24 protein-coding genes and 1 pseudogene are annotated in these 19,701 nt (G+C 60.7%); 11 read left to right on the top strand and 14 right to left on the bottom strand.

Translation table 11 applies throughout. The annotated features are described in order from the left end of the window. Window position 1 precedes the first annotated feature (1 nt). The 3 genes from ACIGFL_RS09785 to ACIGFL_RS09775 all read right to left on the bottom strand — a co-directional run bounded on the left by ACIGFL_RS09785 (window position 2) and on the right by ACIGFL_RS09775 (window position 2,292). Window positions 2-1,090, bottom strand: coding sequence for an efflux RND transporter periplasmic adaptor subunit (locus ACIGFL_RS09785; RefSeq protein ID WP_397497043.1), 1,089 nt, complete (start codon window positions 1,088-1,090; stop codon window positions 2-4). A 181-nt stretch (window positions 1,091-1,271) separates the two neighbouring features. Then, window positions 1,272-1,481, bottom strand: coding sequence for a 4-oxalocrotonate tautomerase family protein (locus tag ACIGFL_RS09780; protein ID WP_003243425.1), 210 nt, complete (start codon window positions 1,479-1,481; stop codon window positions 1,272-1,274). A gap of 76 nt (window positions 1,482-1,557) precedes the next feature. Continuing rightward, complete coding sequence (locus ACIGFL_RS09775; RefSeq protein WP_397497042.1) at window positions 1,558-2,292, bottom strand: SDR family NAD(P)-dependent oxidoreductase; 735 nt, start codon at window positions 2,290-2,292, stop codon at window positions 1,558-1,560. 144 nt (window positions 2,293-2,436) lie between these two features. Here ACIGFL_RS09775 and ACIGFL_RS09770 point away from each other — a divergent pair, with 144 nt between their 5' ends. Continuing rightward, the gene (locus ACIGFL_RS09770; RefSeq protein WP_031304016.1) at window positions 2,437-3,351 is read left to right on the top strand and encodes a LysR family transcriptional regulator; all 915 of its coding nucleotides are present in this window, start codon (window positions 2,437-2,439) and stop codon (window positions 3,349-3,351) included. Window positions 3,352-3,521: 170 nt separating this feature from the next. Continuing rightward, complete coding sequence (locus tag ACIGFL_RS09765; RefSeq protein WP_397497041.1) at window positions 3,522-3,950, top strand: cupin domain-containing protein; 429 nt, start codon at window positions 3,522-3,524, stop codon at window positions 3,948-3,950. Between the two features lie 84 nt (window positions 3,951-4,034). Here the strand turns inward: ACIGFL_RS09765 and ACIGFL_RS09760 are convergent, their stop codons facing one another. Next, complete coding sequence (locus tag ACIGFL_RS09760) at window positions 4,035-4,577, bottom strand: thioredoxin family protein (protein WP_232460336.1); 543 nt, start codon at window positions 4,575-4,577, stop codon at window positions 4,035-4,037. Between the two features lie 103 nt (window positions 4,578-4,680). Next, window positions 4,681-5,100, bottom strand: a complete 420-nt coding sequence (locus tag ACIGFL_RS09755; protein WP_021446042.1) for an Ohr family peroxiredoxin — start codon at window positions 5,098-5,100, stop codon at window positions 4,681-4,683. A 492-nt stretch (window positions 5,101-5,592) separates the two neighbouring features. On the opposite strand from ACIGFL_RS09755, the gene ACIGFL_RS09750 reads away from it, so the two are divergent. The 4 genes from ACIGFL_RS09750 to ACIGFL_RS09735 all read left to right on the top strand — a co-directional run bounded on the left by ACIGFL_RS09750 (window position 5,593) and on the right by ACIGFL_RS09735 (window position 8,768). Further along, window positions 5,593-6,072, top strand: a complete 480-nt coding sequence (locus tag ACIGFL_RS09750) for a hypothetical protein (RefSeq protein ID WP_397497040.1) — start codon at window positions 5,593-5,595, stop codon at window positions 6,070-6,072. Window positions 6,073-6,134: 62 nt separating this feature from the next. Beyond that, window positions 6,135-6,980, top strand: a complete 846-nt coding sequence (locus tag ACIGFL_RS09745; RefSeq protein ID WP_397497039.1) for a DUF692 domain-containing protein — start codon at window positions 6,135-6,137, stop codon at window positions 6,978-6,980. Further along, complete coding sequence (locus ACIGFL_RS09740) at window positions 6,973-7,716, top strand: DUF2063 domain-containing protein (RefSeq protein WP_031304012.1); 744 nt, start codon at window positions 6,973-6,975, stop codon at window positions 7,714-7,716. The genes ACIGFL_RS09745 and ACIGFL_RS09740 overlap by 8 nt, the downstream gene beginning before the upstream one ends. Window positions 7,717-7,940: 224 nt before the next feature. Beyond that, the gene (locus ACIGFL_RS09735) at window positions 7,941-8,768 is read left to right on the top strand and encodes an AraC family transcriptional regulator (protein WP_021446038.1); all 828 of its coding nucleotides are present in this window, start codon (window positions 7,941-7,943) and stop codon (window positions 8,766-8,768) included. 119 nt (window positions 8,769-8,887) lie between these two features. On the opposite strand, the gene ACIGFL_RS09730 is transcribed toward ACIGFL_RS09735, so the two are convergent. After that, on the bottom strand, window positions 8,888-9,385 hold the full coding sequence (locus tag ACIGFL_RS09730) for an Rrf2 family transcriptional regulator (RefSeq protein ID WP_122107303.1): 498 nt from the start codon (window positions 9,383-9,385) through the stop codon (window positions 8,888-8,890). Window positions 9,386-9,713: 328 nt separating this feature from the next. On the opposite strand from ACIGFL_RS09730, the gene ACIGFL_RS09725 reads away from it, so the two are divergent. The 3 genes from ACIGFL_RS09725 to ACIGFL_RS09715 all read left to right on the top strand — a co-directional run bounded on the left by ACIGFL_RS09725 (window position 9,714) and on the right by ACIGFL_RS09715 (window position 11,936). Then, window positions 9,714-10,916, top strand: coding sequence for an NAD(P)/FAD-dependent oxidoreductase (locus ACIGFL_RS09725; RefSeq protein WP_397497038.1), 1,203 nt, complete (start codon window positions 9,714-9,716; stop codon window positions 10,914-10,916). Between the two features lie 374 nt (window positions 10,917-11,290). Further along, complete coding sequence (locus ACIGFL_RS09720) at window positions 11,291-11,491, top strand: hypothetical protein (RefSeq protein ID WP_122107301.1); 201 nt, start codon at window positions 11,291-11,293, stop codon at window positions 11,489-11,491. A 55-nt stretch (window positions 11,492-11,546) separates the two neighbouring features. Further along, complete coding sequence (locus ACIGFL_RS09715) at window positions 11,547-11,936, top strand: hypothetical protein (RefSeq protein ID WP_397497037.1); 390 nt, start codon at window positions 11,547-11,549, stop codon at window positions 11,934-11,936. A gap of 311 nt (window positions 11,937-12,247) precedes the next feature. On the opposite strand, the gene ACIGFL_RS09710 is transcribed toward ACIGFL_RS09715, so the two are convergent. Then, window positions 12,248-12,709 (bottom strand): DUF6130 family protein, encoded by a 462-nt coding sequence (locus tag ACIGFL_RS09710; RefSeq protein WP_031304011.1) that lies wholly within the window; start codon window positions 12,707-12,709, stop codon window positions 12,248-12,250. 313 nt (window positions 12,710-13,022) lie between these two features. Here ACIGFL_RS09710 and ACIGFL_RS09705 point away from each other — a divergent pair. Further along, window positions 13,023-13,394, top strand: a pseudogene (locus tag ACIGFL_RS09705) (transposase); the annotation flags it as partial. 236 nt (window positions 13,395-13,630) lie between these two features. Here ACIGFL_RS09705 and ACIGFL_RS09700 read toward each other — a convergent pair. The 3 genes from ACIGFL_RS09700 to ACIGFL_RS09690 all read right to left on the bottom strand — a co-directional run bounded on the left by ACIGFL_RS09700 (window position 13,631) and on the right by ACIGFL_RS09690 (window position 14,757). Then, window positions 13,631-13,759 (bottom strand): co-regulatory protein PtrA N-terminal domain-containing protein, encoded by a 129-nt coding sequence (locus ACIGFL_RS09700; protein WP_397497036.1) that lies wholly within the window; start codon window positions 13,757-13,759, stop codon window positions 13,631-13,633. A gap of 132 nt (window positions 13,760-13,891) precedes the next feature. Then, window positions 13,892-14,311 carry a cupin domain-containing protein gene (locus tag ACIGFL_RS09695; protein WP_397497035.1) on the bottom strand — a complete coding sequence of 140 codons (420 nt, stop codon included), beginning with the start codon at window positions 14,309-14,311 and terminating at the stop codon, window positions 13,892-13,894. Window positions 14,312-14,316: 5 nt separating this feature from the next. Continuing rightward, window positions 14,317-14,757, bottom strand: a complete 441-nt coding sequence (locus ACIGFL_RS09690) for a carboxymuconolactone decarboxylase family protein (protein WP_397497034.1) — start codon at window positions 14,755-14,757, stop codon at window positions 14,317-14,319. Between the two features lie 110 nt (window positions 14,758-14,867). On the opposite strand from ACIGFL_RS09690, the gene ACIGFL_RS09685 reads away from it, so the two are divergent. Further along, a complete protein-coding gene (locus ACIGFL_RS09685; RefSeq protein ID WP_122107298.1) occupies window positions 14,868-15,785 on the top strand; it encodes a LysR family transcriptional regulator in 918 nt (305 codons plus the stop codon). 193 nt (window positions 15,786-15,978) lie between these two features. Here the strand turns inward: ACIGFL_RS09685 and ACIGFL_RS09680 are convergent, their stop codons facing one another. The 4 genes from ACIGFL_RS09680 to ACIGFL_RS09665 form a co-directional block, all read right to left on the bottom strand. Then, window positions 15,979-16,479: a YkgB family protein gene (locus tag ACIGFL_RS09680; protein WP_397497033.1), complete on the bottom strand. Its 501-nt coding sequence runs from the start codon at window positions 16,477-16,479 to the stop codon at window positions 15,979-15,981. A 408-nt stretch (window positions 16,480-16,887) separates the two neighbouring features. Then, window positions 16,888-17,412, bottom strand: coding sequence for a DoxX family protein (locus ACIGFL_RS09675; RefSeq protein WP_397497032.1), 525 nt, complete (start codon window positions 17,410-17,412; stop codon window positions 16,888-16,890). A gap of 122 nt (window positions 17,413-17,534) precedes the next feature. After that, window positions 17,535-18,833, bottom strand: a complete 1,299-nt coding sequence (locus tag ACIGFL_RS09670; protein WP_397497031.1) for an ATP-binding protein — start codon at window positions 18,831-18,833, stop codon at window positions 17,535-17,537. Beyond that, window positions 18,830-19,570 (bottom strand): response regulator, encoded by a 741-nt coding sequence (locus ACIGFL_RS09665; RefSeq protein ID WP_003243444.1) that lies wholly within the window; start codon window positions 19,568-19,570, stop codon window positions 18,830-18,832. Before ACIGFL_RS09665 ends, ACIGFL_RS09670 begins: the two co-directional genes overlap by 4 nt. Window positions 19,571-19,701 lie beyond the last annotated feature (131 nt).

Here is a 19,701-nt window from a genome sequence, read left to right as displayed (position 1 = left end):
CTCAGTGCTCCCGGGCAAGCGAAGGCGTGGCGAGTTCGCGTACGCTGTCGCCGGCATTGAGGAGCTGCGCGCCGAGCGCGACGATGCGCTCGCCAGGCGCCAGGTCTCCCTCCAGCAGCGCATGTTCCTGCCCCAGGCGTAGGACCTTGACCGTTCTCAGCGTAACCCGGCTGTCTGCGCCTATGACCCAGACACCGGTTGCCTGGCCCTTGTCGAGTAGCGCGCCGAGCGGCACCCGTACTTGTCGCGCCTGTGCCGCGCTGCCCAGGTGCAGCGTTACGGTGGAGCCCAGGGCCAGATCGGCATTATCCCCGGCCAGGGTGTAACGGGCGCGAAAGGTACGGGTGACGGGGTCGGCACTGGCGGACAGTTCGCGTAGCGTCGCAGGCAGCGGAGTTTCCTGGCCGTAGGGAATGGCCTGCGCCGGCTGACTGGCCAGCATGCGCTGGGTTTCCGGAAGGTCGATCACCGCTTCGCGTGCGCCCGCATGGGCCAGCCTGACGACCACCTGACCCTCGCCGACCACCTGGCCGCGATCCGCCAGCACCTCGGTAACCACGCCATCGGCGTCGGCGACCAGGGTCGAGTAGTGCTGGCGGTTCTCCACTTGGGCGGCCTCCGAACTGGCGGCGGCATGAGCCGCCTCGGCCACGCGCAGCCGGGTGGCCGCCTGTTCGAATCTCTGCCGCGAAATGGCACCGGTATGACTCAGGCGGCGATAGCGGGCTTCGTCGTCGCGCGCCTGGCGCAATTCGGCCTGGGCGGCGGCAACCCGATTGCGGGCGGCGCGCAGAGCGAGCTGGAAGTCGACGTTGTCCAGTACCAGCAGGACGTCGCCGCGTGCCACGTGGGAGCCGGGATCCACCCGACGCTCGACGACCTTGCCGCCGACCCTGAAGCCCAGGTCACTGGTGGTGCGGGCGGCGACGACCCCGGTGTAGAGCGAGGTGCCGCTGGTGGCTGCCTGCGCGGTTGTGGTCAGCACGTTACGTGGCTGTAGAGCCGGCGCCGAGGTATCGGCCTGACTGTGACAACCGGCCACCAGCGCCAGTGACAATATGAGGGGGAGTGACAGGGGCTCGGTACGCATCGTTCGCAGTCCTGAAGGGGGCTGCGGTAATTTATATTATGATAGTAATATAAAATCAAATGCCGTCCATCATTTAATGGCTGGTGCAGCCTCTCAGCATTCCCGCGAGAGGCTCATACGGCACGGCCGGCTCAGGGGTACGAGAGGTGTGGGCCGGTCGAGCCGACCGACCCACAGGGGGCTAGCTCTGCGGCGTCTTGCTGCGGTACTCGGTGGTGGTCATGCCGGCATAACCCCAGTTATCGGTGTCGACCTCCTCGATCACGATATGGGTAAGATCGGGACGCTTGTTGAGGACGCGTTCCAGGGTCTCAGTGATTTCCTTTATGACCTGGGCTTTCTGCTCGCGGGTGACGCCATCGCGAGTGATTCGAACGTTGACGAACGGCATGGTATTGCTCCTGCGTTGGGGTGGGACGGGGCGGTCTTCACCGCGGTGCGCTATCGATTCTGGCCGCGCTGGCCGACTACCACTTGCCGACGCTCATGCCGCCATCGACGGGCAGCACCACGCCGGTGGTGAAGTCCGCGTTGGCCAGATACAGCACGGCATCGGCGATTTCACTGACCTGACCGATGCGGCCGGCCGGCTGCAGGCCGTTGAGGAAGTCGCGGGTCGCCGGATCGTGCATCGGGGTTTCGATGATCCCCGGGGCGACCGCGTTGACTTTGATGTTGTAGGGCGACAGTTCCAGGGCCAGTGCGCGGGTGGCCTGGTTCAACCCGCCCTTGATCAGCACCGGCAATGCCGCGGGAACCGCCAGGTTGGGTTGCAGCGCGACCGCCGCGGTGATGTTGATGATATGGCCCTGCTTGCGCTCGATCATATGGGCGGCGGCTACTTGCGAAGCGTAGATCACCCCCTTGAGATTGGTTTCCAGCAGGCTCTCGATATCCTCCGGGCTGTACTCGACGAAAGGCTTCGGCAGGAAGAAGCCGGCATTGTTGACCAGCACATCGACCTTGCCGAACACCTCGATGCCCACCTGGAAGATACGCTTGGCGGTTTCCGGGTGGGCAATGTCGCCCGCCACGCCAATGAAGCTGTCGGGGTTGCCGAGTTCGGCGCGCGCCTCGGCCAGGCGCGCCTCGGAGCGTGCATTGCCGACGACGTTGAATCCGCTGGCGAGAAAGGCCTTGACCAGGCCAAAGCCGATACCGCTGGAAGCTCCGGTGATGACGACGGTTTTGTTGCTGCTCATGATGTTTCTCCTGAAGAGAGTGAAGGGCTCTTGCTCGGCGCCGAGCGGAATCTGCGATACGCCGTTGGGAGGGACTATATTTGTGCCTCCAATGCCGATAAATGGGGTTTGGGAAACTTCAGTTGATACATGGTGTAATTAATCATGCGCAGACAGTTCGACGATGTATTGCTGGGCAGCATCGAGCTTTTTTGCCTCGCGGCCGAGGAGGGTGGTTTCACCGCGGCCGCGCTCGTTGCGGGGGTAACCCCGGCAGCGGTCAGCCGCTCGGTCGGCCGTCTCGAGGAGCGCCTGGGGACGAAATTGTTCGTGCGCACCACGCGCAGCATCCGCCTGACCGAAGGTGGGCGCAGTTATTACGAACAGTGCCGGCAGGCCCTGACGCAGTTGGTGGATGCGGAGCGGGAGGTGATGGGCAAGCAGCAGGAGCCTTCGGGTACCTTGCGCATCAGTCTGCCCACCACTTACGGACACCACCGGATTCTGCCGCTGCTGCCCGAGTTCCGGCGGCGCTACCCGAAGGTCCGGGTCGAGGCCCATCTGAGCAACCGCAATATCGATTTCGTCGGCGAAGGCTACGACATGGCCGTGCGTGTGCGGGCCCAGCCCGACTCGACCTTGATCGCCCGCCCGCTGGAAGATGCCCGTCTGCTGGTGGTGGCTGCCCCCGAATACTTGCAGCGGATCGGTACCCCGCTGGTGCTGGACGATCTGCAGCAGCACGAATGCATCCAGTTCGAACTGCCCAGCAGTGGACGACGGATCACCTGGCTATTCAGCGAAGGGGGCAAGGAGCGAGAAATGCTGACCGATGGCGGCTACCTCTGTTCCGACGACGTGCTCGGCGGCGTGACCCTGGCCAAGCATGGCGCGGGTCTGTTCCAGACCTATCGCTTCATTGTCGAGCGCGAACTGGCGGAGGGCTCGCTGGTGGAGGTGCTTCAGCCGTTTGCCGGGCGCTCGCGGCCTTTCACCCTGTTGTACCCGCAGCACAAGCACATGCCGCTGCGTCTGCGGGCTTTCGTGAACTTCATCATGGAGAAGCAGCAGGCCTGGTAGGCCGTTGTCGTTAGTGCGCGGGTAGAGGGTCGACTAGCCGACTGTACCCTGATGTATCCCAGGCCCTTGCGCACACGCAGGCATGCAAATCTGCATCCTTTCGACATACCGAGGCTACGGCGGTTGGTCAGAGTGGCGCCTCCCTCTGACTGCTCTGAAAGGAGACGACCATGCGTTATCCCCATCTACTCGCCGCCGCTGTGGCGCTTACCGCATTTGCCGGGCTTGCCCAGGCCGACCAGCACCAGACCGAAAGCGCTGCGAGCGCCAACTGGAGACAAGGTATCCAGCGCACGGATCTGACTCGCGATGATCTCGGCGACTCGGTTCACGAGGTGATTCAGGCACGGGTCGATTTCGACCCGGGTGTGGCATCGCCGAATCATTCCCATCCGGGGGTGGAGGTCGCTTACGTGATCGAAGGCACCTTCGAGTATCGGCTCAAGGGGCGGGCACCGGTGATTCTCAAGGCCGGCGAGTCCCTCTACATCCCGGCCGGCACGCCGCATATCGCCACCAATATCGGTGAGGACAAGGCCTCTGAGCTGGCGACTTACATCGTCAAGAAAGGCACACCGCTGCTCGTTCTGGAGCAGTGATTCCTGCCCGGCGAACGGGCATGACATGAGACCGCCACAGGGCGACGGGATGGCATATCCCGTCGCCCTGTGCCTATTTCCCTTTCAGTGGGTGGCCTGAAGCAGTTGCCGAATCTTGGTTTCGGTTTCGGCATAGGCACCTTCGCCGAAGTGCTGGTAGACAATGCGACCGCCCTGGTCGATCAGGTAGAGGGCCGGCCAGTAGCGGTTGCCGAAGGCGTTCCAGGTCCTGTAGCCATTGTCCTGGGCGACCGGATAGGTGATGCCGAGTCGATCTACCGCCTCATCGAGATTGGCCGTTACCTTTTCATGTGCGTACTCGGGCGTGTGCACACCAATCACGACCAGCCCTTGATCGCGATAGCGTTCGTGCCATTGCTGCACATGGGGCAGGGTGCGCAGGCAGTTGATGCAGTCATAGGTCCAGAACTCGACGAGGACGACCCGCCCGCGCAATTGCTCCAAGGTCTGGGGCTCGCTGTTGATCCAGTGCGTGATCCCCCTGAGTTCAGGAACCGTGGGGGCGGGTGAGGCACTGCGTGGATTGAGCGGGTCGTCCTGGGCGCCTGCGCTGCAGGCGGCAGTCATCAGGCAGGCCGCAAGTAGGCTGAAAAGAGGCTTGATCACGTTGGGGATCCTGTCGTGGAGAGGGCGCGCAAGGCGGCTGGTTGCAGGGGGAGAATGCCGACGCTACCGTCCGCCGGCGGGCGGACAGCAGCGCATGCCGGGATCAGATCAGGTTGATTTCGACGTCTATGTTGCCGCGAGTGGCCTTGGAGTACGGACAGGTGCTGTGCGCGGTGTCGACCAGCGCTCGAGCGACTTCCGGATCCAGCCCGGGCAGGCTGACATTCAGCCGCGCCCGCAGGAAATAGGCGGTGCCTCCGGTGCCCAGGTCCACTTCCGCATCCACCGCCAGGCCGTCGGGGAGAGCAACCTTGAGCGCGGCAGCCGCCTTGCCGATGGCGCCGATGAAGCAGGCCGACCAGCCGGCTGCCAGCAGTTGCTCGGGATTGGTGCCGGGGGCGGACGAGCCGGGGGCGGACAGCTTGATGTCCAGCCTTCCATCCGAGCTGCGCGACTCGCCGTTGCGGCCTCCGCGGGTGTGGGTCTTGCCGGTGTAAAGCACCTTCTCGATAGTGTTGATCATGGGGTGTACCTCGTTGATGGGGCTGCGCCATATCTCTTCATTGAGTATCTCGGGCGATGGCGTGAGCCCGAGGCGGCTCAGACTTCCATTCCCTTGTAGTGCGCATGTGTCCAGCCGCGGCCGCTGTGCAAGCCTGTGTAAGATTTCGCGCTGCAATACAGAGCGTTACAAAGCGTGGCCGTGCCCCCCTAGAGGGTCCCGGCCAGTTCTGCCTGTGATGGGCAATGCGGCGTGTCCCGGCGCAGCGGCCCTCGGCAAACCGCTCATTGAGGTATCTCTCTGTATCAGCGACTTGGGTATTGGGCGCAGGCATACAAAGGCGCCGGTCTGCCGATACTTCATGGATACATCGCCGGTGCCAAATGGCCAGGCCTGCAAGAGGCCTGCGCATCCCCGTCGAGTATCGATCGGCGCGCCATCTGCCTCATGCCGGATTCAGCCCTTGTGGCATTACCCGCGCGGTCGACCGCGCTCAGCGTCCGGAGAAATCTTATGTCTCGTACCCATGTCACCAACAAGACCCGTCTCGGCCTCATCGCTGTTGCCCTGGCGGGCGGCATGAGCCTGGCCCAGGCCTCCTTTGCCGTGGAGGCATTGCCTCAGGGTTACCAACTGGCTTCCGCCGAGAAGGCTGGCGAAGGCAAGTGCGGGGAGGGCAAATGTGGTGAAGGCAAATGCGGCACCAGCGAGGCCGGCGCCAAGGTCAGCCAGGCCGAAGGCAAGTGCGGTGAGGGCAAGTGCGGCGACGAGTCCTTCGCCCGCACCGATAGCGACGACGACCACCTGGTGTCGCTCGCAGAGTTCCTGACCGTAGCCCCGACCCGTCAGGTCGAGTTCGACGAGATGGACACCAACGGCGACGGCTACCTGTCCGAGGCCGAGGTCTACAAGTATCGCAGCAATCAGTACACCTCCAACGGTAAGCCAGTACCCACGGAATTGTTCACCCGCATGAGCCAGGCCAAGGACTGATCCGAAGCCCTCCCGGTGCCCAGGCGCGGGGAGGGCGTCACCCTATCTGGAGAGCCATCGTGATGCCCTTATCAGCCTTGAATGGCGCCGGCCTTGGTCTGCGCCGCGCCTTGCTACCCGGGTTTCGTCTCATGGCGGACAGCGCCGTGGACTTTCTCGAATGTGCACCCGACAACTGGATTGGTGTGGGGGGCGCTTATGGCGAGCAATTGGCGCGGCTTGCCGAGCGTTTTCCGATTACCTGCCACGGCCTGTCGTTGTCCTTGGGTGGGCCGGCCCCTCTCGACCGGGAGTTGCTGCAACGCACCCGTCTGTTTCTCGATCATCATCGCGTTGCGCTGTACAGCGAACACCTGAGCTACTGCTCCGATGACGGCCAGCTCTACGATCTGCTGCCGCTGCCTTTCACCGACGAGTCGGTGCGGCATGTCGCCTCGCGTATTCGCCAGGTTCAGGACATGCTTGGACGCCGCATCGCGGTGGAGAACATCTCCTACTACGCCGCGCCCTATCAGGCGCTGAGCGAGATCGACTTCCTCAAGGCGGTGCTGGATGAGGCGGATTGCGACCTGCTGCTGGACGTCAACAACCTCTTCGTCAATTCGATCAATCATGGTTACGACGCAGCTGGTTACCTGGCCGCGATTCCGCCGCAGCGAGTGGTCTACTTGCATGTGGCCGGCCACTATGACGAGGCCGAGGATCTCAAGATCGATACCCACGGCGCCGCGGTGAAGGACGGCGTCTGGAATCTGCTGGCGCAGGCTTATGGGCGTTTCGGTGCCTTGCCGACGCTGCTGGAGCGCGACTTCAACTTCCCGCCGCTGAGCGAGTTGCTGGGGGAGGTGGAGCGGATTCGCACGTTTCAGCATGAAAGCCGAGAGCTTCAGGAGGTGCGCCGTGCCTGAGACTCTGCACGAGCAACTGATGACGCTGGCGCGCCATGTCCGTGATCCGCGGCAGCCGGCGCCTCCCGGTATCGAGGCACGCCGTCTGGCCATCTATCGCCAGCTGTTCATCGGTAACCTCGACTCCCTGCTCGGTGGTGGCTTCCCGGTGATTCGCGCCACGCTTGCACCTGCGCAGTGGCAAGCCTTGGTCCACGCCTTCTACGCCGACTACCGCTGTCAGACACCACTGTTCACCGAGCTGGCGAAGGAATTCGTCGGTTACCTGGAGGAGGGGGCTGGCGATGCTCTGGGCCTGCCGTCCTGGCTGGCGGAGCTGGCCCACTACGAATGGACGGAAAGCGCGCTGCTGCTGAGCGCCAGCTGCGAGCCGGCCCATGATCCCGAGGGCGATCTGCTCGAGGGCGTGCCGCTGCTGTCGACCTTGGCCTGGCCCTTGGCCTACCGCTGGCCGGTTTGCGATATCGGTCCGAATCACCTTCCGACATCTGCATCGAGCGAGCCCACGCTGATCCTGGTACAGCGTCGAACGGACCAGCGAGTGCATTTCTCCCGCCTTGCGCCGCTGGCGTATGCCTTGCTCACCTTGCTGCAGGCGCGAGAGTGCAGTGGCCGCGAGCATCTAGCCGCACTGGCCGAAGCCGTGGGCGTCTCCATCGATGAGATCCTCCCTCAGGGGCAGGCTCTGCTCGAATGCCTGCGTGTGCAGGGCGTGGTGCTGGGCATCCGAGCCTAGCGCCATGCGTGCTCGCTGACGGACCAGGGGCGGCCTGACGCGCTCGTTTGGAGGCGCGGACAATTGCTGTCGTCCCTGACATTGGCGATTGGCTGACCTGAAAATTTCGCCGGCCGGGGTAGTTGTTGAGGGCGCGCTTGACCAAGGCCTGGGCAGGATCATGCTTGGACCCAAACTGCTGGTGATAGGATACTGATCGTCCGCATGCTTCCATGGGGCCCGATATGGATCGTTTGTCCACCCTGTTGTCGCAGTTCGGCGTCCGCGCAAGGCTATTTCATAATGGCAGACTGTGCGGTGTGGCGACGTACGATGGCATCGAGCCGCATGGCCACTTTCATCTCTTGCAGGCTGGCAGCGTCACTTTAAAGCGCCCCGATGGAGGGGATCTGCTGCTCAGCCGGCCCAGCCTGATTTTTCTGCCGCGCCCCAGTCGGCATAAGTTGATCGCCGACGAACCCACGGGCGCCCAGCTCGTGTGCGCTTCAATGGAATTCGATGGCGGTGCCAGCAACCCGTTATCTGCGTCGTTACCCGATCTTTTGGTGTTGCCTCTCGACGAGCTGCCGCTGCTGGCCGACACATTGAGGTGGTTGTTCGCGGAGGCGGCTGCCGGACACTGTGGCAGGGAGGCCGTGCTTGATCGCCTATTCGAGCTGCTGATCATCTTGCTGCTGCGGCATCTCCTCGATCAGCGTGCGCTGAACAGCGGAATGATGGCGGGATTGTCCGACTCGCGCCTGGCGCGCTCTCTGGTACAGATGCACAACGCACCTCAGCGCTCCTGGTCGGTTGCTGAGCTGGCGAGCGAGTCGAACATGTCGCGCGCCGCCTATGCTGCTCATTTCCACTCCGTCGTAGGGCAGACGCCAGCAGATTATCTGCTGAGTTGGCGCATCAGCGTCGCGCAGAAGCATCTGCGCGAAGGGCGACCGATATCAATTGTCGCCGACGAGGTCGGTTATGAAAGCCCATCAGCTCTGGCTCGGGCGTTTCGCCGCAAGACTGGGCAAAGCCCCCGAGACTGGATGAAATCCCTGGGGCGCACTTGAAAGTTGGGGGAAAACGGGGCTGAACCAGAGCCAGGGCTTGTAAGTGCAAGGCTAGGCCCTGTTCTGGAGGCCGACTCCCACAAAGTAACGGCTGACCGGCGTTCTCAGGGCCGGGCAGGTCAGTTCATCCACTTCAGCACCTGTTCGCCATACTCTGGCGGCGTTTTGCGCGCAACCCGGCGAACGATATCCAAGATGGTCTGCTGAGCGAGCGCTTCCTCCATCCGCTGCTGGGCCTGAAGCATGACCGCATGGATGCTGCAAGGACCAGCGCTCTCCCAATCTGGTTCCGGGCAGCCAGTCTGGAACACCGCGCAACGTTGGCGCACGTTGCGGCACTCGAAGATTTCCTTGTCGCCGTCGATTGCCCGAACGATGTCCAGCACTGTGATCTCGTCGGCAGGGCGAGCCAAGCGGAAGCCGCCACGCACTCCTTCGGTCGCAACCACCAGATTAGCCTTGGCCAGACGAGTGAACACTTTGGCCAGCAACTCCGGCGGAACGCCTTGCAGCTCTGCCAGCGTTCGCACGCTGGCCTCGCGCCCATCGCCTTTCTCGTCAGTCAAAAAAAGCAGGCAGTGAATCCCGTATTCCACGCCTGCACTGTACAAAGCCATGCGATAACTCCGCCTTATGTGATCGTATTTCTAATGAGGATTTCTAAGGGAAATCCAAGGGCGTCAGCGTCACGCATGCTCGCCAGCGGGCTTCCTTCTATTCAGATTATGCCTTAAGCCCAGACAAACCAAGCGCGTGAAGGCGGATGCCTGATAACGGCGACGAACGGTGCACTGTTCAGGAGAGAAAAGCTTGCTCGATCTAACTACGACTCATATAGTCGTAGTTGTCGGCCCGCCCTGGAAACGATGAACGCCTTTCCGGCATTGCTGCAGCCGGGTGCGCTGATCCTGATTGATCACCCTATTTCGATTTCTGGAGATTCACATGAAGCAACGCATACTCATCATCGGTGCCGGTTTTGGTGGCATGTGGAGTGCGCTCAGCGCCACTCGTCTGCTGGACAAACACAACCGTAATGACGTCGAAGTCCTGGTCCTTGCGCCGCAGGCCGAACTCCATGTCCGTCCACGCTTCTACGAGCCGGATGTGCATCGCATGGTTGCCCCCCTCAACAAACTGTTCGACGCTGTGGGCGTGACTTTCGTTAAGGGCATGGCCGAGCATATCGACGTAGAGCGCCAGGTGGTCAGCTACCGCGACGGCCAGGGCAAGGCTGCGGAGCTGGCATATGACCGGATAGTCCTCGCCTCCGGTAGCAAGGTGGTGCGCCCGACGCTAGCCGGTATTGAGCATGCCTTCGACGTGGATCAGTTGGACGAGGCGGTGCGCCTTGAGCGGCATATATCGTCCCTGGGCGCACGGCCCGATTCGCCCAGCCGCAATACCGTTGTAGTTGCAGGTGGCGGCTTCACCGGTATCGAGACCGCTGCCGAAATGCCCGCCCGGCTTCGCGCCGCCTTGGGCGAGAACGCCAATATCCGGGTCATCGTTGTCGATCGCGGGCGCGAGATCGGCGCAGCGTTGGGTGAGGGACCGCGTTCCGCCATTGTCTCCGCAAGTGAGGCGCTGGGCTTGGAGTGGCGTCTGAACAGCCTTGTCGCTGCTGTAGATGAGCGCGGTGTGATTCTGGCCGACGGCGAGCGCATCGACGCAGATACCGTGATCTGGACCGTCGGAGTGCGTGCGAGTTCTCTGACCGAACAGATCCCTGGCGAGCGCGACGACTACGGCCGCCTGTACGTGGACGACAACCTCCAGGTTCCGGGTCAGAAGGACGTGTTCGCAACTGGCGACGTGGCCAATGCGGCTACGGACGGAAACGGCAACCGCTCCCTCATGTCATGCCAGCATGCAATTGCTCTCGGCCGTTCGGCTGGCAACAACGCTGCGGCCAGCCTCCTGGGCGTACAGCCAACTACATATCGCCAAGCCAAGTACGTGACCTGCCTGGATTTGGGAGCCTGGGGCGCTGTATTCACCGAGGGCTGGGACCGACAGGTGCAAATGGTGCGAGATGAAGCCAAGTCGCTCAAGCAGCAGATCAATAGCGTCTGGATTTATCCGCCGGCTGCTGATCGGAGCGCTGCACTTGCCGCCGCCGATCCACTGATTCCGGTCGTTGCCTAATCCCGCAGTTACCGCAACGTCCAGGGCCGTGCAGTGAAATTTCACGGTCCTGGGCAAAAGAGCGCTGAGGCAATCAATATGAACCTGCTCCTTCAGATCACTACACGTCCTCAAGCCCAACCACACATCGAGTGCTACCTGCGCGAATGGTTGCCCGGAGTAAAGTGGACTCTGATACGTCAGACCGAAGACGGCCGCTCGTGGTTGCTCACGCTTTTGGCGAATTCGTGCAGTGACCCTATTGAAAAAACGGTGCGTGCACTAACGCTCAGTAACTGGGTGATTGCGATGGCCTTCTTCTCTTCGCACGAGCAGCCCTTGCCAATGTGCAAAGGCTAGCTTTTGTTAAGGCTGACGTTGAAAGGTGGTGAAAGATGAAATCGACGAAAAGGATCGCCATTGTCATTGTTCTTCTTAGCCTGGCCATATCTGGCCTGGAGAGCGAGAACAGAAGTTGGTCTACGCAAGGCAATGACGTTGATGGCTTGCATTCGACCTGCACTGATCAGTCGGGCCATGACGTTAAGCTGTCAATTTACGGCGGCGATCAGTGTCTGGCTTTCATGCTGATCTGAAGCGAGATTTTACTTTCACTGTGACGATAAGCGTTTATGGTCGGAGTGCATAATTATGACCGTCAAGAATGTTGTGCGATACGAGTATTCAGTTGTGCGCAAGGGACTGAGTGCTGCGTTTCTGCCGACCCTGTTTTTGGTTGGCTGCGCACAAAGTCCCGACATCAGATTAGGCCATGATAGTTATTCGGGGACAACTCTAAAACATGATGTCGAATTTTTCGACTGCATAAAGGCGGATGTTCATAAGGGCGAAGAGACATTTGTCGTCAAGGATAATGATACGTCGATGCTCTTTGTCGGAAAGCCCGACCCCGTCCAAGCTTCAGGTCTTGTTGAGTTATCCGGTTCGCCAGGCGATAGAAGTTACTCGGTATACCAGAGGCATGCCTGGTATGACCATGGGCGCTTGATCAAGGCGGCCGTTCTGTGCGCCAAGGTCTAAGGCATTAGCCAGGCAACTCAAAATGGGGCGGCCGGGAAGCTTGAACACATCTCTACCGGCAGGGGGCGCCCCGATATCCTATCGCGATTCCCGCGTTACCGACGAGTGCCCCGAGGCCGGCAGATCAGAGCAACGACCTGAATGCGGTGCGCGCTTCGAAGCTGAGCAGATCCAGCTCTTCTCAGACGAAGAAGTGACCGCCTTTTTCTACGCGCTTGAAGTAGGCAAGATCGAGGTAGTCCAAAGTTCTTAACTACCTGTCCCTCAGTTCCCGGACAGACCAGTACCTCACGCGGAGGACTTTGCCCTGGTTAGTTCATGGCAGGCTCCATAGGCCGCTGCTGCGGAACCGTGAAAATAACTTCCGTACTGGTGAGGATCTTGTGAGTCGGGTCGGCCACATCGAGCAGCATCCTGTGGGTGCCGGGCTTCAGCCCGACAACAATGATCGGGTCGCCGCTGGTATGCGCCCAGGTACCTGGGGAGCCGTCCAAGGTCACGTGCAGGTGTCCTAGGCGCGGCGACACATCGGCTGCCTCCTTGCCGAACACCGGCATGATGCGAATGTTTTCCGCCCGGTACTGGACTATGACTACCCCGCGAGCCAGAGGCTCGGCAAGCGGAGGGTAAGCAATCAGCTTTGGCGCAGCTTCTGATTGCAGCGGAAGTATGGCGGGAGGTTGACTTACGTCATTGGCACTTTGTGAGTTGGCTGTAACACAAAAAAGAGCGCTTACCGCGAACGCGGAAAGACCTCGAAGAGAGAGTGGCATGGTGTACTCCTCGCCCGCAGGATTATTAAGAGATGAAGCTGCCTGGGCATCTCACCAGTGCAGAGCCGGCCACGTCGAAGTCTCCGATGCCTAAAGCAATTATATCGGGCTTCGACCACAGTGCTTTCCAAGGGGCTTATACCTAAAATGACCTATGGTGGAGTGTAGTGGTCTACTGATCGCGGACACCGATTTGGGCGAAAATCTTCACCGCGAGTTCGCTGTCCAGCGTTCCAGTCAGGTGTGGCGACATCACTTATGCCTGGGCGCAAGGTCGTTGGCATTAACTGGTCGTGGTATCGATGCCCCTTAGGTCGACAAGCTCCTGCATGGTGAGGAGAACGTGGTCTGTGGCGATGCCCGCTCCACTAGGGTGGAGAAACGTCCCGAGCATGCAGGGCGCGAGCTCATCCGGCTGATCGTGGCACGGCGCAGCACCTACAAACAGTTAAGTCAGCGCAGTGGCCCATACAATGTCAGGCGCGAAATCGAGTAGGTCGAGGCACAGGTGCGGGCCGGCGTCGAACACCCGTTCCGGCTGATCAAGCGGCAGTTTGGCCGCGTGAAGGTGCGCTTCCGGGGACTGACCAAGAACACCGCACAACCGGTCACACTGTTCGCCCTGTCGATCCCATGTACGGCCCGTCGGCAATTGCTTGCCGATGCAGGTGCGGTACGTCTGTAAAACGCAAAAACCGGTCAAAGCCGGGTTTCTGCTGCAATATATTGCCGAGGGCCGGGCAAAAAGCGATTTAGTCGCCGATAGGCTGCCCGCGGCTGACTTGTGCGGAGTTTCCCTAGCAACCCGCAGAATTACTGAGGGACTTTCACCCAAGGCGGATTCTTGGGTGCAGCGACTTATGTATGCGGGGAGCCGTCCTTGGCATCACATCCAGCTTGGATGTAGCCGACTACCAAATATCATTTACTGGTAGTCCCACCATGCCGAGTCTCGATTCTTTCAATAAGTCGGTCACTTCCACCTTCGGCGAGAACAGCACCGGAAGCTCCTACAAGAGCACAGATAATAAGGGCTTTGAGTATTTTCATCAGGATCTCCAAAAGCAAACTTAAGTTATAAGCTGGTAGTGGTTTTTAATGTCAGGAGTACGGTTGCCAATCAACTGCTCCGCACTTGTTGAATGCGCCCGGCGCTGGGCGCAATTGAGCACATGCTGAGCGTTACTTCTTCAGTGTGACGGGCTGGACGAGTTCCTTTTTACCGTCGGACAGCAGCCACGCCACCAGCGATGCGGGCTCGGAGTTACTTGCATTGCGGGACACCCGATGCAGTTGTCCTGGGCTTTCATACCAGGCTTCACCGGCCTTGAATCGTTGAGGGGGGTATCCGTCAACGGCCGATTCAATCTCTCCGCTCAGCACCACGACGAACACGTGTCCAGGGTGCCGGTGAGCTGTAGAAGTAGCGCCTGGTGCGTAATCGACACGAACCGCCGTCGCATGCTTAAAAACGTGGGGAGGAACAACGGCTTGCGCAATCGGAGTGACGGTTTCTCCTTCACTACCGGTACCGTGGGCCATAACACCGGAACTCAGTAGCCCTGCGGCCGTGAAAAAAATTGCTTTGACATACATGTTCATCGAGTTCACTCCGGCTGCATTCCAAAACCAACGCCAAAACGGTTCCAGGCATTAATGCCGGCGATCACGAACGTCAGCTCTGCCAGCTCTTGAGCGCTGAAGTGGGCTGCTACTTCTTGGTAGATTTCATCCGGCGCGTGCTGGCTTGCTACCAGCGTTAGTGTCTCGGTCCACAGCAGAGCAGCACGCTCTTGCTCGGTGAAGAAGGGCGTTTCCTTCCATACACTCACGGCCATCAAGCGACGAAGGCTTTCGCCTGCTTTCACGGCGTCAGTGGTATGCATGTCTATGCAATAGGCGCAGCCGTTGATCTGAGAGGCGCGGATTCGAACAAGTTCACGCAAAGGTCCGGGCAGCACCGATTCCGAAGCGGCTTTCTCGAGGCCAAGCATCGCCTTCATCGCTTGAGGCGCTGCTTGGTAGTAGTTGAGGCGTTTTGAGCTCATATTTTTCTCCACACGACCGACGGAATTCGGCCTTGGAGAAACTTTATTGATCGTAAGGTCTCGGATAAACTGGCTTGATTCGTTTTCACTAGACGGAAATACGGACAATCATGGCCTTTGATCGATTAGAGGCAATGCGTGCGTTCTGCCGCATCGTTGAAGTGGGGAGTTTTACTTCGGCGGCAGCAGTGCTGAACGTGGCGAAAACGACAATTTCCGGGCAGATTCAAGCACTTGAATCACAGCTAGGAGTGAAACTGCTGCATCGGACCACTAGACGAGTTTCTCCGACCACGGATGGCACCGCCTACTATGAGCGTGCACGTTTGCTACTGGATGATCTCGACGAACTGGAGGCTTCTGTTGCGCAGAGCCGTAGCGTTGTTCGTGGCCGGGTGAAGGTTGAAATGCCCTCGCCAGTCGGTATTTGTCTGGTTATCCCATCGCTTCCGGAGTTCACCGCGCGACATCCGCAGATTCAATTGGATATCGGCTGCAGCGAGCGCGTAGTTGACCTCGTGCACGAAGGCATCGATTGCGCTTTTCGAGGCGGTACGGTCGCCGATCAGGATCTGGTGAGCCGTCCGGTGGGGCTGATGAGGTTTTGCCTCTGCGCCTCACCCGCCTATTTGCTCGATTCCATGCCGATATTGAAGCCAGACGATTTGCTTGTGCATCGTTACCTCGGGTTCACCTTTCCCGCCTCAGGCAGGCAGCTCACCCCTGTACTTCATCGTGGCGATGAGCACTTTGTGATCGAACAGCTACCGGTGATGCGTTTCAACAATGGCAGTGCTTATATCACTGCTGGGCTAGCCGGGCTCGGCATTGTCTCGGTTCCGCGCGCCGAGGCAAACCCACATCTTCAATCGGGAGGTTTGGTTGAGGTGTTGCCAGGGTGGGAGCTGGATAGCATGCCGATCAACCTCGTGTATCCGTACACGCGGCATTTATCTGCAAAGGTTCGGGCCTTCACAGAATGGGCGGCGGCTTTGATGAATGGCCATCCACTCTGGACAATGAACTAGCTGCTCAGCGTTCAGAATAAGCGGTGGCGGAACCAATCCCCGGCACGCTGTAGAGTATTAGATAGCCGCCACGAGGTACTCGCGGCGGCTAGGCAGCAGGCGGATTATAGGAGTGCGTGGGGCGCTGTAGGGGCAGACGTGCGCCTGATGCGCCCGACAACTTCAGTCCGTACCTAGAGCAATAGCCGGCCGCTCAAGAGGCCTCCAATTCGCTTAGAGAATGTCCGGCCACGAATACCGAGGCGGCAAGCAGGCCAAGGTCCTTAAGGAGAAACTGGCCCGGGGCGACGGTGATGGCCGGAAAACCGAGGCCGGCCTCAATCACCCCCGGTGTCGAGAACATAAGGCTCAAGGTCGTAAGAAACAGCCCGGCAGACAGTGCGCCACCAATCAGCGAGAGCTTTGGTGAGAGCAGGCGCCCCGCAATAAGAACGGCGATCGAGATCTCGAGGACGCCGAGCAGGCGAGAAAAAGTGTCGACGCTGAAAATCGCATAGGTCCATCCCAGGATGGGGCTGTTGCCCACCAGCGGAACCAGCCCCTCGGCCTCATAGTGCGTGAACTTCATGCCGCCGAACCAGAGGTAGATGACCGCAAGGGCGAAATAGGTGCTGTAGACCCCAATCGCCATGGTTTTGTTACCAATCGATAGTTGTTCGGATGAACTGCTTTGATACTGAGTGTTGATTTTCATCGTGTAGGTTTCCTGTAACTGGGTGAACGTTCGTTATTAACAGGCTCGATCAAGCGGCCATAAAAGGACCATCCAGGTGGTGATTCGTGATGGCATTAAGGTTGAGGCTGTTTAGGCAGCCGATAGATGATCGACTAATAAACCCGACGTACCGCACATTGGGTGCGTTGGCAGTGTTGCTTGATACGTCGTGCTCTTGGGGGCCAAGCGTCTAGAGTTCGATGCAGATCGTCTAAACACCCCTGAGCGTCTTGAGAGGGGGGCGGTGTTCTCGTTCCCTAAAGAGAGCTGCTGCAGTTGCGTTACCGCCAGGCGTTTCGCAACGGCAGTTTCAGGTGCAAGGGGCGTTGCCAGGTACCAACGCAAAATGCCCGCACACTTCAGGTGGCGGGCATTCTCGCTTGTGGGTCAGCGTCTGTTGCGTAGCAGTTCATCCAGGCTGAAGCGGCCTGCGCCCTTGAGGAAAAGCGGTAAGAGGGCGACCAGATAGATCAGCGGCAGCTTGTAGTTGCCGAACCCCTTGTCGCTGATGGAGTAGCCCATAAGCAGTTCGGACAGGCTGGACCACTGCGCCGGCCAGTGCACCGCTGCGATGGCGACCAGGGTCAGCATCATCAGTACCACCGACGCGAGGCGGGTCCCCAAGCCAAGCAGAAGGAGCAGGGGCGCGATCAGTTCGATCCACATCGACAGCTGCCAGTTCAGCTCGGCTGGAAATGCGCTGAAGGGAAAGGGAAAGGCCGATTGGATATGGCCGAACCAGTTCTGACCGTTCCACTTCTCCAGGCCGGCCTCGAAGAACTCCCAGGCCAGAAATAGACGCAGTGGCAGGTCGGCGCTCCAGGCGCCGTAACGGTCGATCCTGGCGAAAACCCTCTCGAGCGGGGAGAAGAGAGAGCTACCGGGGGTTGCAGAGGAGGGTATACGACTCATGGTGAGGGCCTTGGCATGGGGGCGGCCGGCGAAATGCCGTCGCCAGGCGGCCTATGCTCACCGGGCGGCTTGTCCCGGATATGTCCGTCAGGAGGCGTGCTGTATCGCTCTGTATCCCCGGCTCAGGGCGTTACATTCAGCTCCAGCTGTGCGCAAAGCCCTCCGCTTTCGCGGTTGCTCAGGCTCAGGCGGGCGCCCAGGGACTCGCTCAACTGCAGCGCTATGGCCAGTCCAAGGCCGGTGCCGCCGGTGCTGCGGTTACGCGAACTTTCCACCCGGTAGAAGGGTTTGAAGACCTCTTGCAGCTCCGCCTCGTCGATGCCCGGGCCATCGTCCAGCACTTGCAGGCACACATGGCCCTCGCTGTCGGCTCGCACCTGCAGCTGGGCGCTGCCGGCGAACTTGAGGGCATTGTCGAGCAGGTTGCTCAATACCCGCCGCAAGGCGTAGGGCCGGGTTTCCAGGAGCGCACCGCTGTACCCGTCGAGGCTGACGGCCTGGCCGCTATCCTGATAGTCGAGTACCAGGCTGTCGAGAAAGGCGTCCAGATCCACCCGGCACGGCGCTTCGCGGCTCCCCTCCATGCTGCGGGCATAGGCCACGCCCTCGCGAACCAGGTGCTGCATCTCGTTGAGATCGCTCCACATGGACTCCCGTTCCGCCGAGTCCGGCATCTGTTCGACCCGCAGCTTCATGCGTGTGATCGGGGTCTGCAGGTCATGGGAAATGGCCGCCAGCAGCTGCATGCGCTCCTTCAGGTAGGCGGCGATGCGGCCTTGCAGGGTGTTGACCGCGCGTGCCGCATGGGCGACTTCCCGTGGGCCGCTCTCGTCCAGCGGTGCGGGCGGGGCGTCCGGGTCGAGCTGCTCGACGGTGTCGGCCAGCCGCGTCAGCGGGCGAATCGCCATGCGTACGGCGACCCAGGTGCACAGCAGCAGTAAGGCCAGTTGCAGGACGAGCACCAACGGCAGCCACTGTGCGACCGGGATGGGAGCCGGCGTCACATCGAGAGTCAGCGGGCTGCCGTCGCTCAATTGCAGATGGACCTGAAAGTGCGGCCGCGGTCCGTCGATGGTTTCGAAACGCAGGGCGTAACGCCGGCCAATCGCCTGTTCGATCGAGGCAGCGGCCATGTGGGGTTCGGCCATGTCCATGGGGCGCCCTGGCAGCCCCTCATCGAGGCGATAGCGATAGTTGCGCCGTTCCAGCAAGGGCAGCCACTCGGCGCGTTCTGCCGCCGGCAGACGATCGATCAGGGCGACGGCAGTGCTCACATCCAGCTCCAGGTTGCCCAGCATCACGTCGCGGCCGGTCTGATAGCGCTCGTAGAACTGGGAGGTGAAGGACAAGCCGTAGGCCAGCACCAGACCGCAGAGAAAGAGCAGCGTCAGCCGCGCCGCCAGGCTGCGTGGGCCGATCACGCGGGGGACTCGAGCAGTTGCACCGGCAAGGAGAAGACGTAGCCCTCGCTGCGCACGGTCTTGATGTACATCGGCTCGCGCGCGTCGTCCCGCAGACGCTGGCGCAGGCGGCTGACCAGCAGGTCGATGGAACGGTCGAAGATGTCGGCCTCGCGCCCCTGGGTCAGATTCAGCAACTGTTCGCGGCTCAGTACCCGCTGCGGATGGTCGAGGAACACTCGCAGCAGGCGGTATTCGGCACCGCTGAGAGCGATCAGGGTGTCCGAGGCGTCCAGCAGGTGCCGCGCACTGGTATCCAGGCGCCACTGGCCGAAGCCGATCAATCGGCTGCTTTCGCTGATCTGCAGGTTCGGCGGCAACATGCGCGCGCGGCGCAGCACGGCATTGATCCGGGCCAACAGCTCGCGAGCGGAAAAGGGCTTGGTCAGGTAGTCGTCGGCTCCCATCTCCAGTCCGACGATGCGGTCCGTTTCCTCGTTGCGCGCGGTCAGCATCAACACCGGCGTGGTTTTGTGCCGGCCCACGCGCAACTCCCGGCACAGCCGCAGACCGTCGTCACCGGGCATCATGATGTCGAGCACGATGAGGTCGACCGTATTGCCCTCGAGAAAGGCTCGCATCTGCCTGCCATCGGCGGCCAGGCTGACACGCAGGCCGTTCTTCTTCAGGTAGTTGCCGACCAGCTCGCGGATCTCGCGGTCATCGTCAACTATCAGGATGTGATCGACATGCTCCATGGGCGCTCCTCTTCGTCGTTGCGCGCTTGAGTTTATCGCCGCCGACGGCAGTTGCCCGCCGCCCTTTGTATTGCAGTGTATCCGACCTCCCTTCCGCTACTTGAGCATGCACCGCCGGCCTCGAGTATCCA

The organism is Pseudomonas sp. NPDC077649 (genome assembly GCF_044542855.1).
Taxonomy (GTDB): Bacteria; Pseudomonadota; Gammaproteobacteria; order Pseudomonadales; family Pseudomonadaceae; genus Aquipseudomonas.
This window is presented reverse-complemented; position numbering and strand designations above follow the sequence as displayed.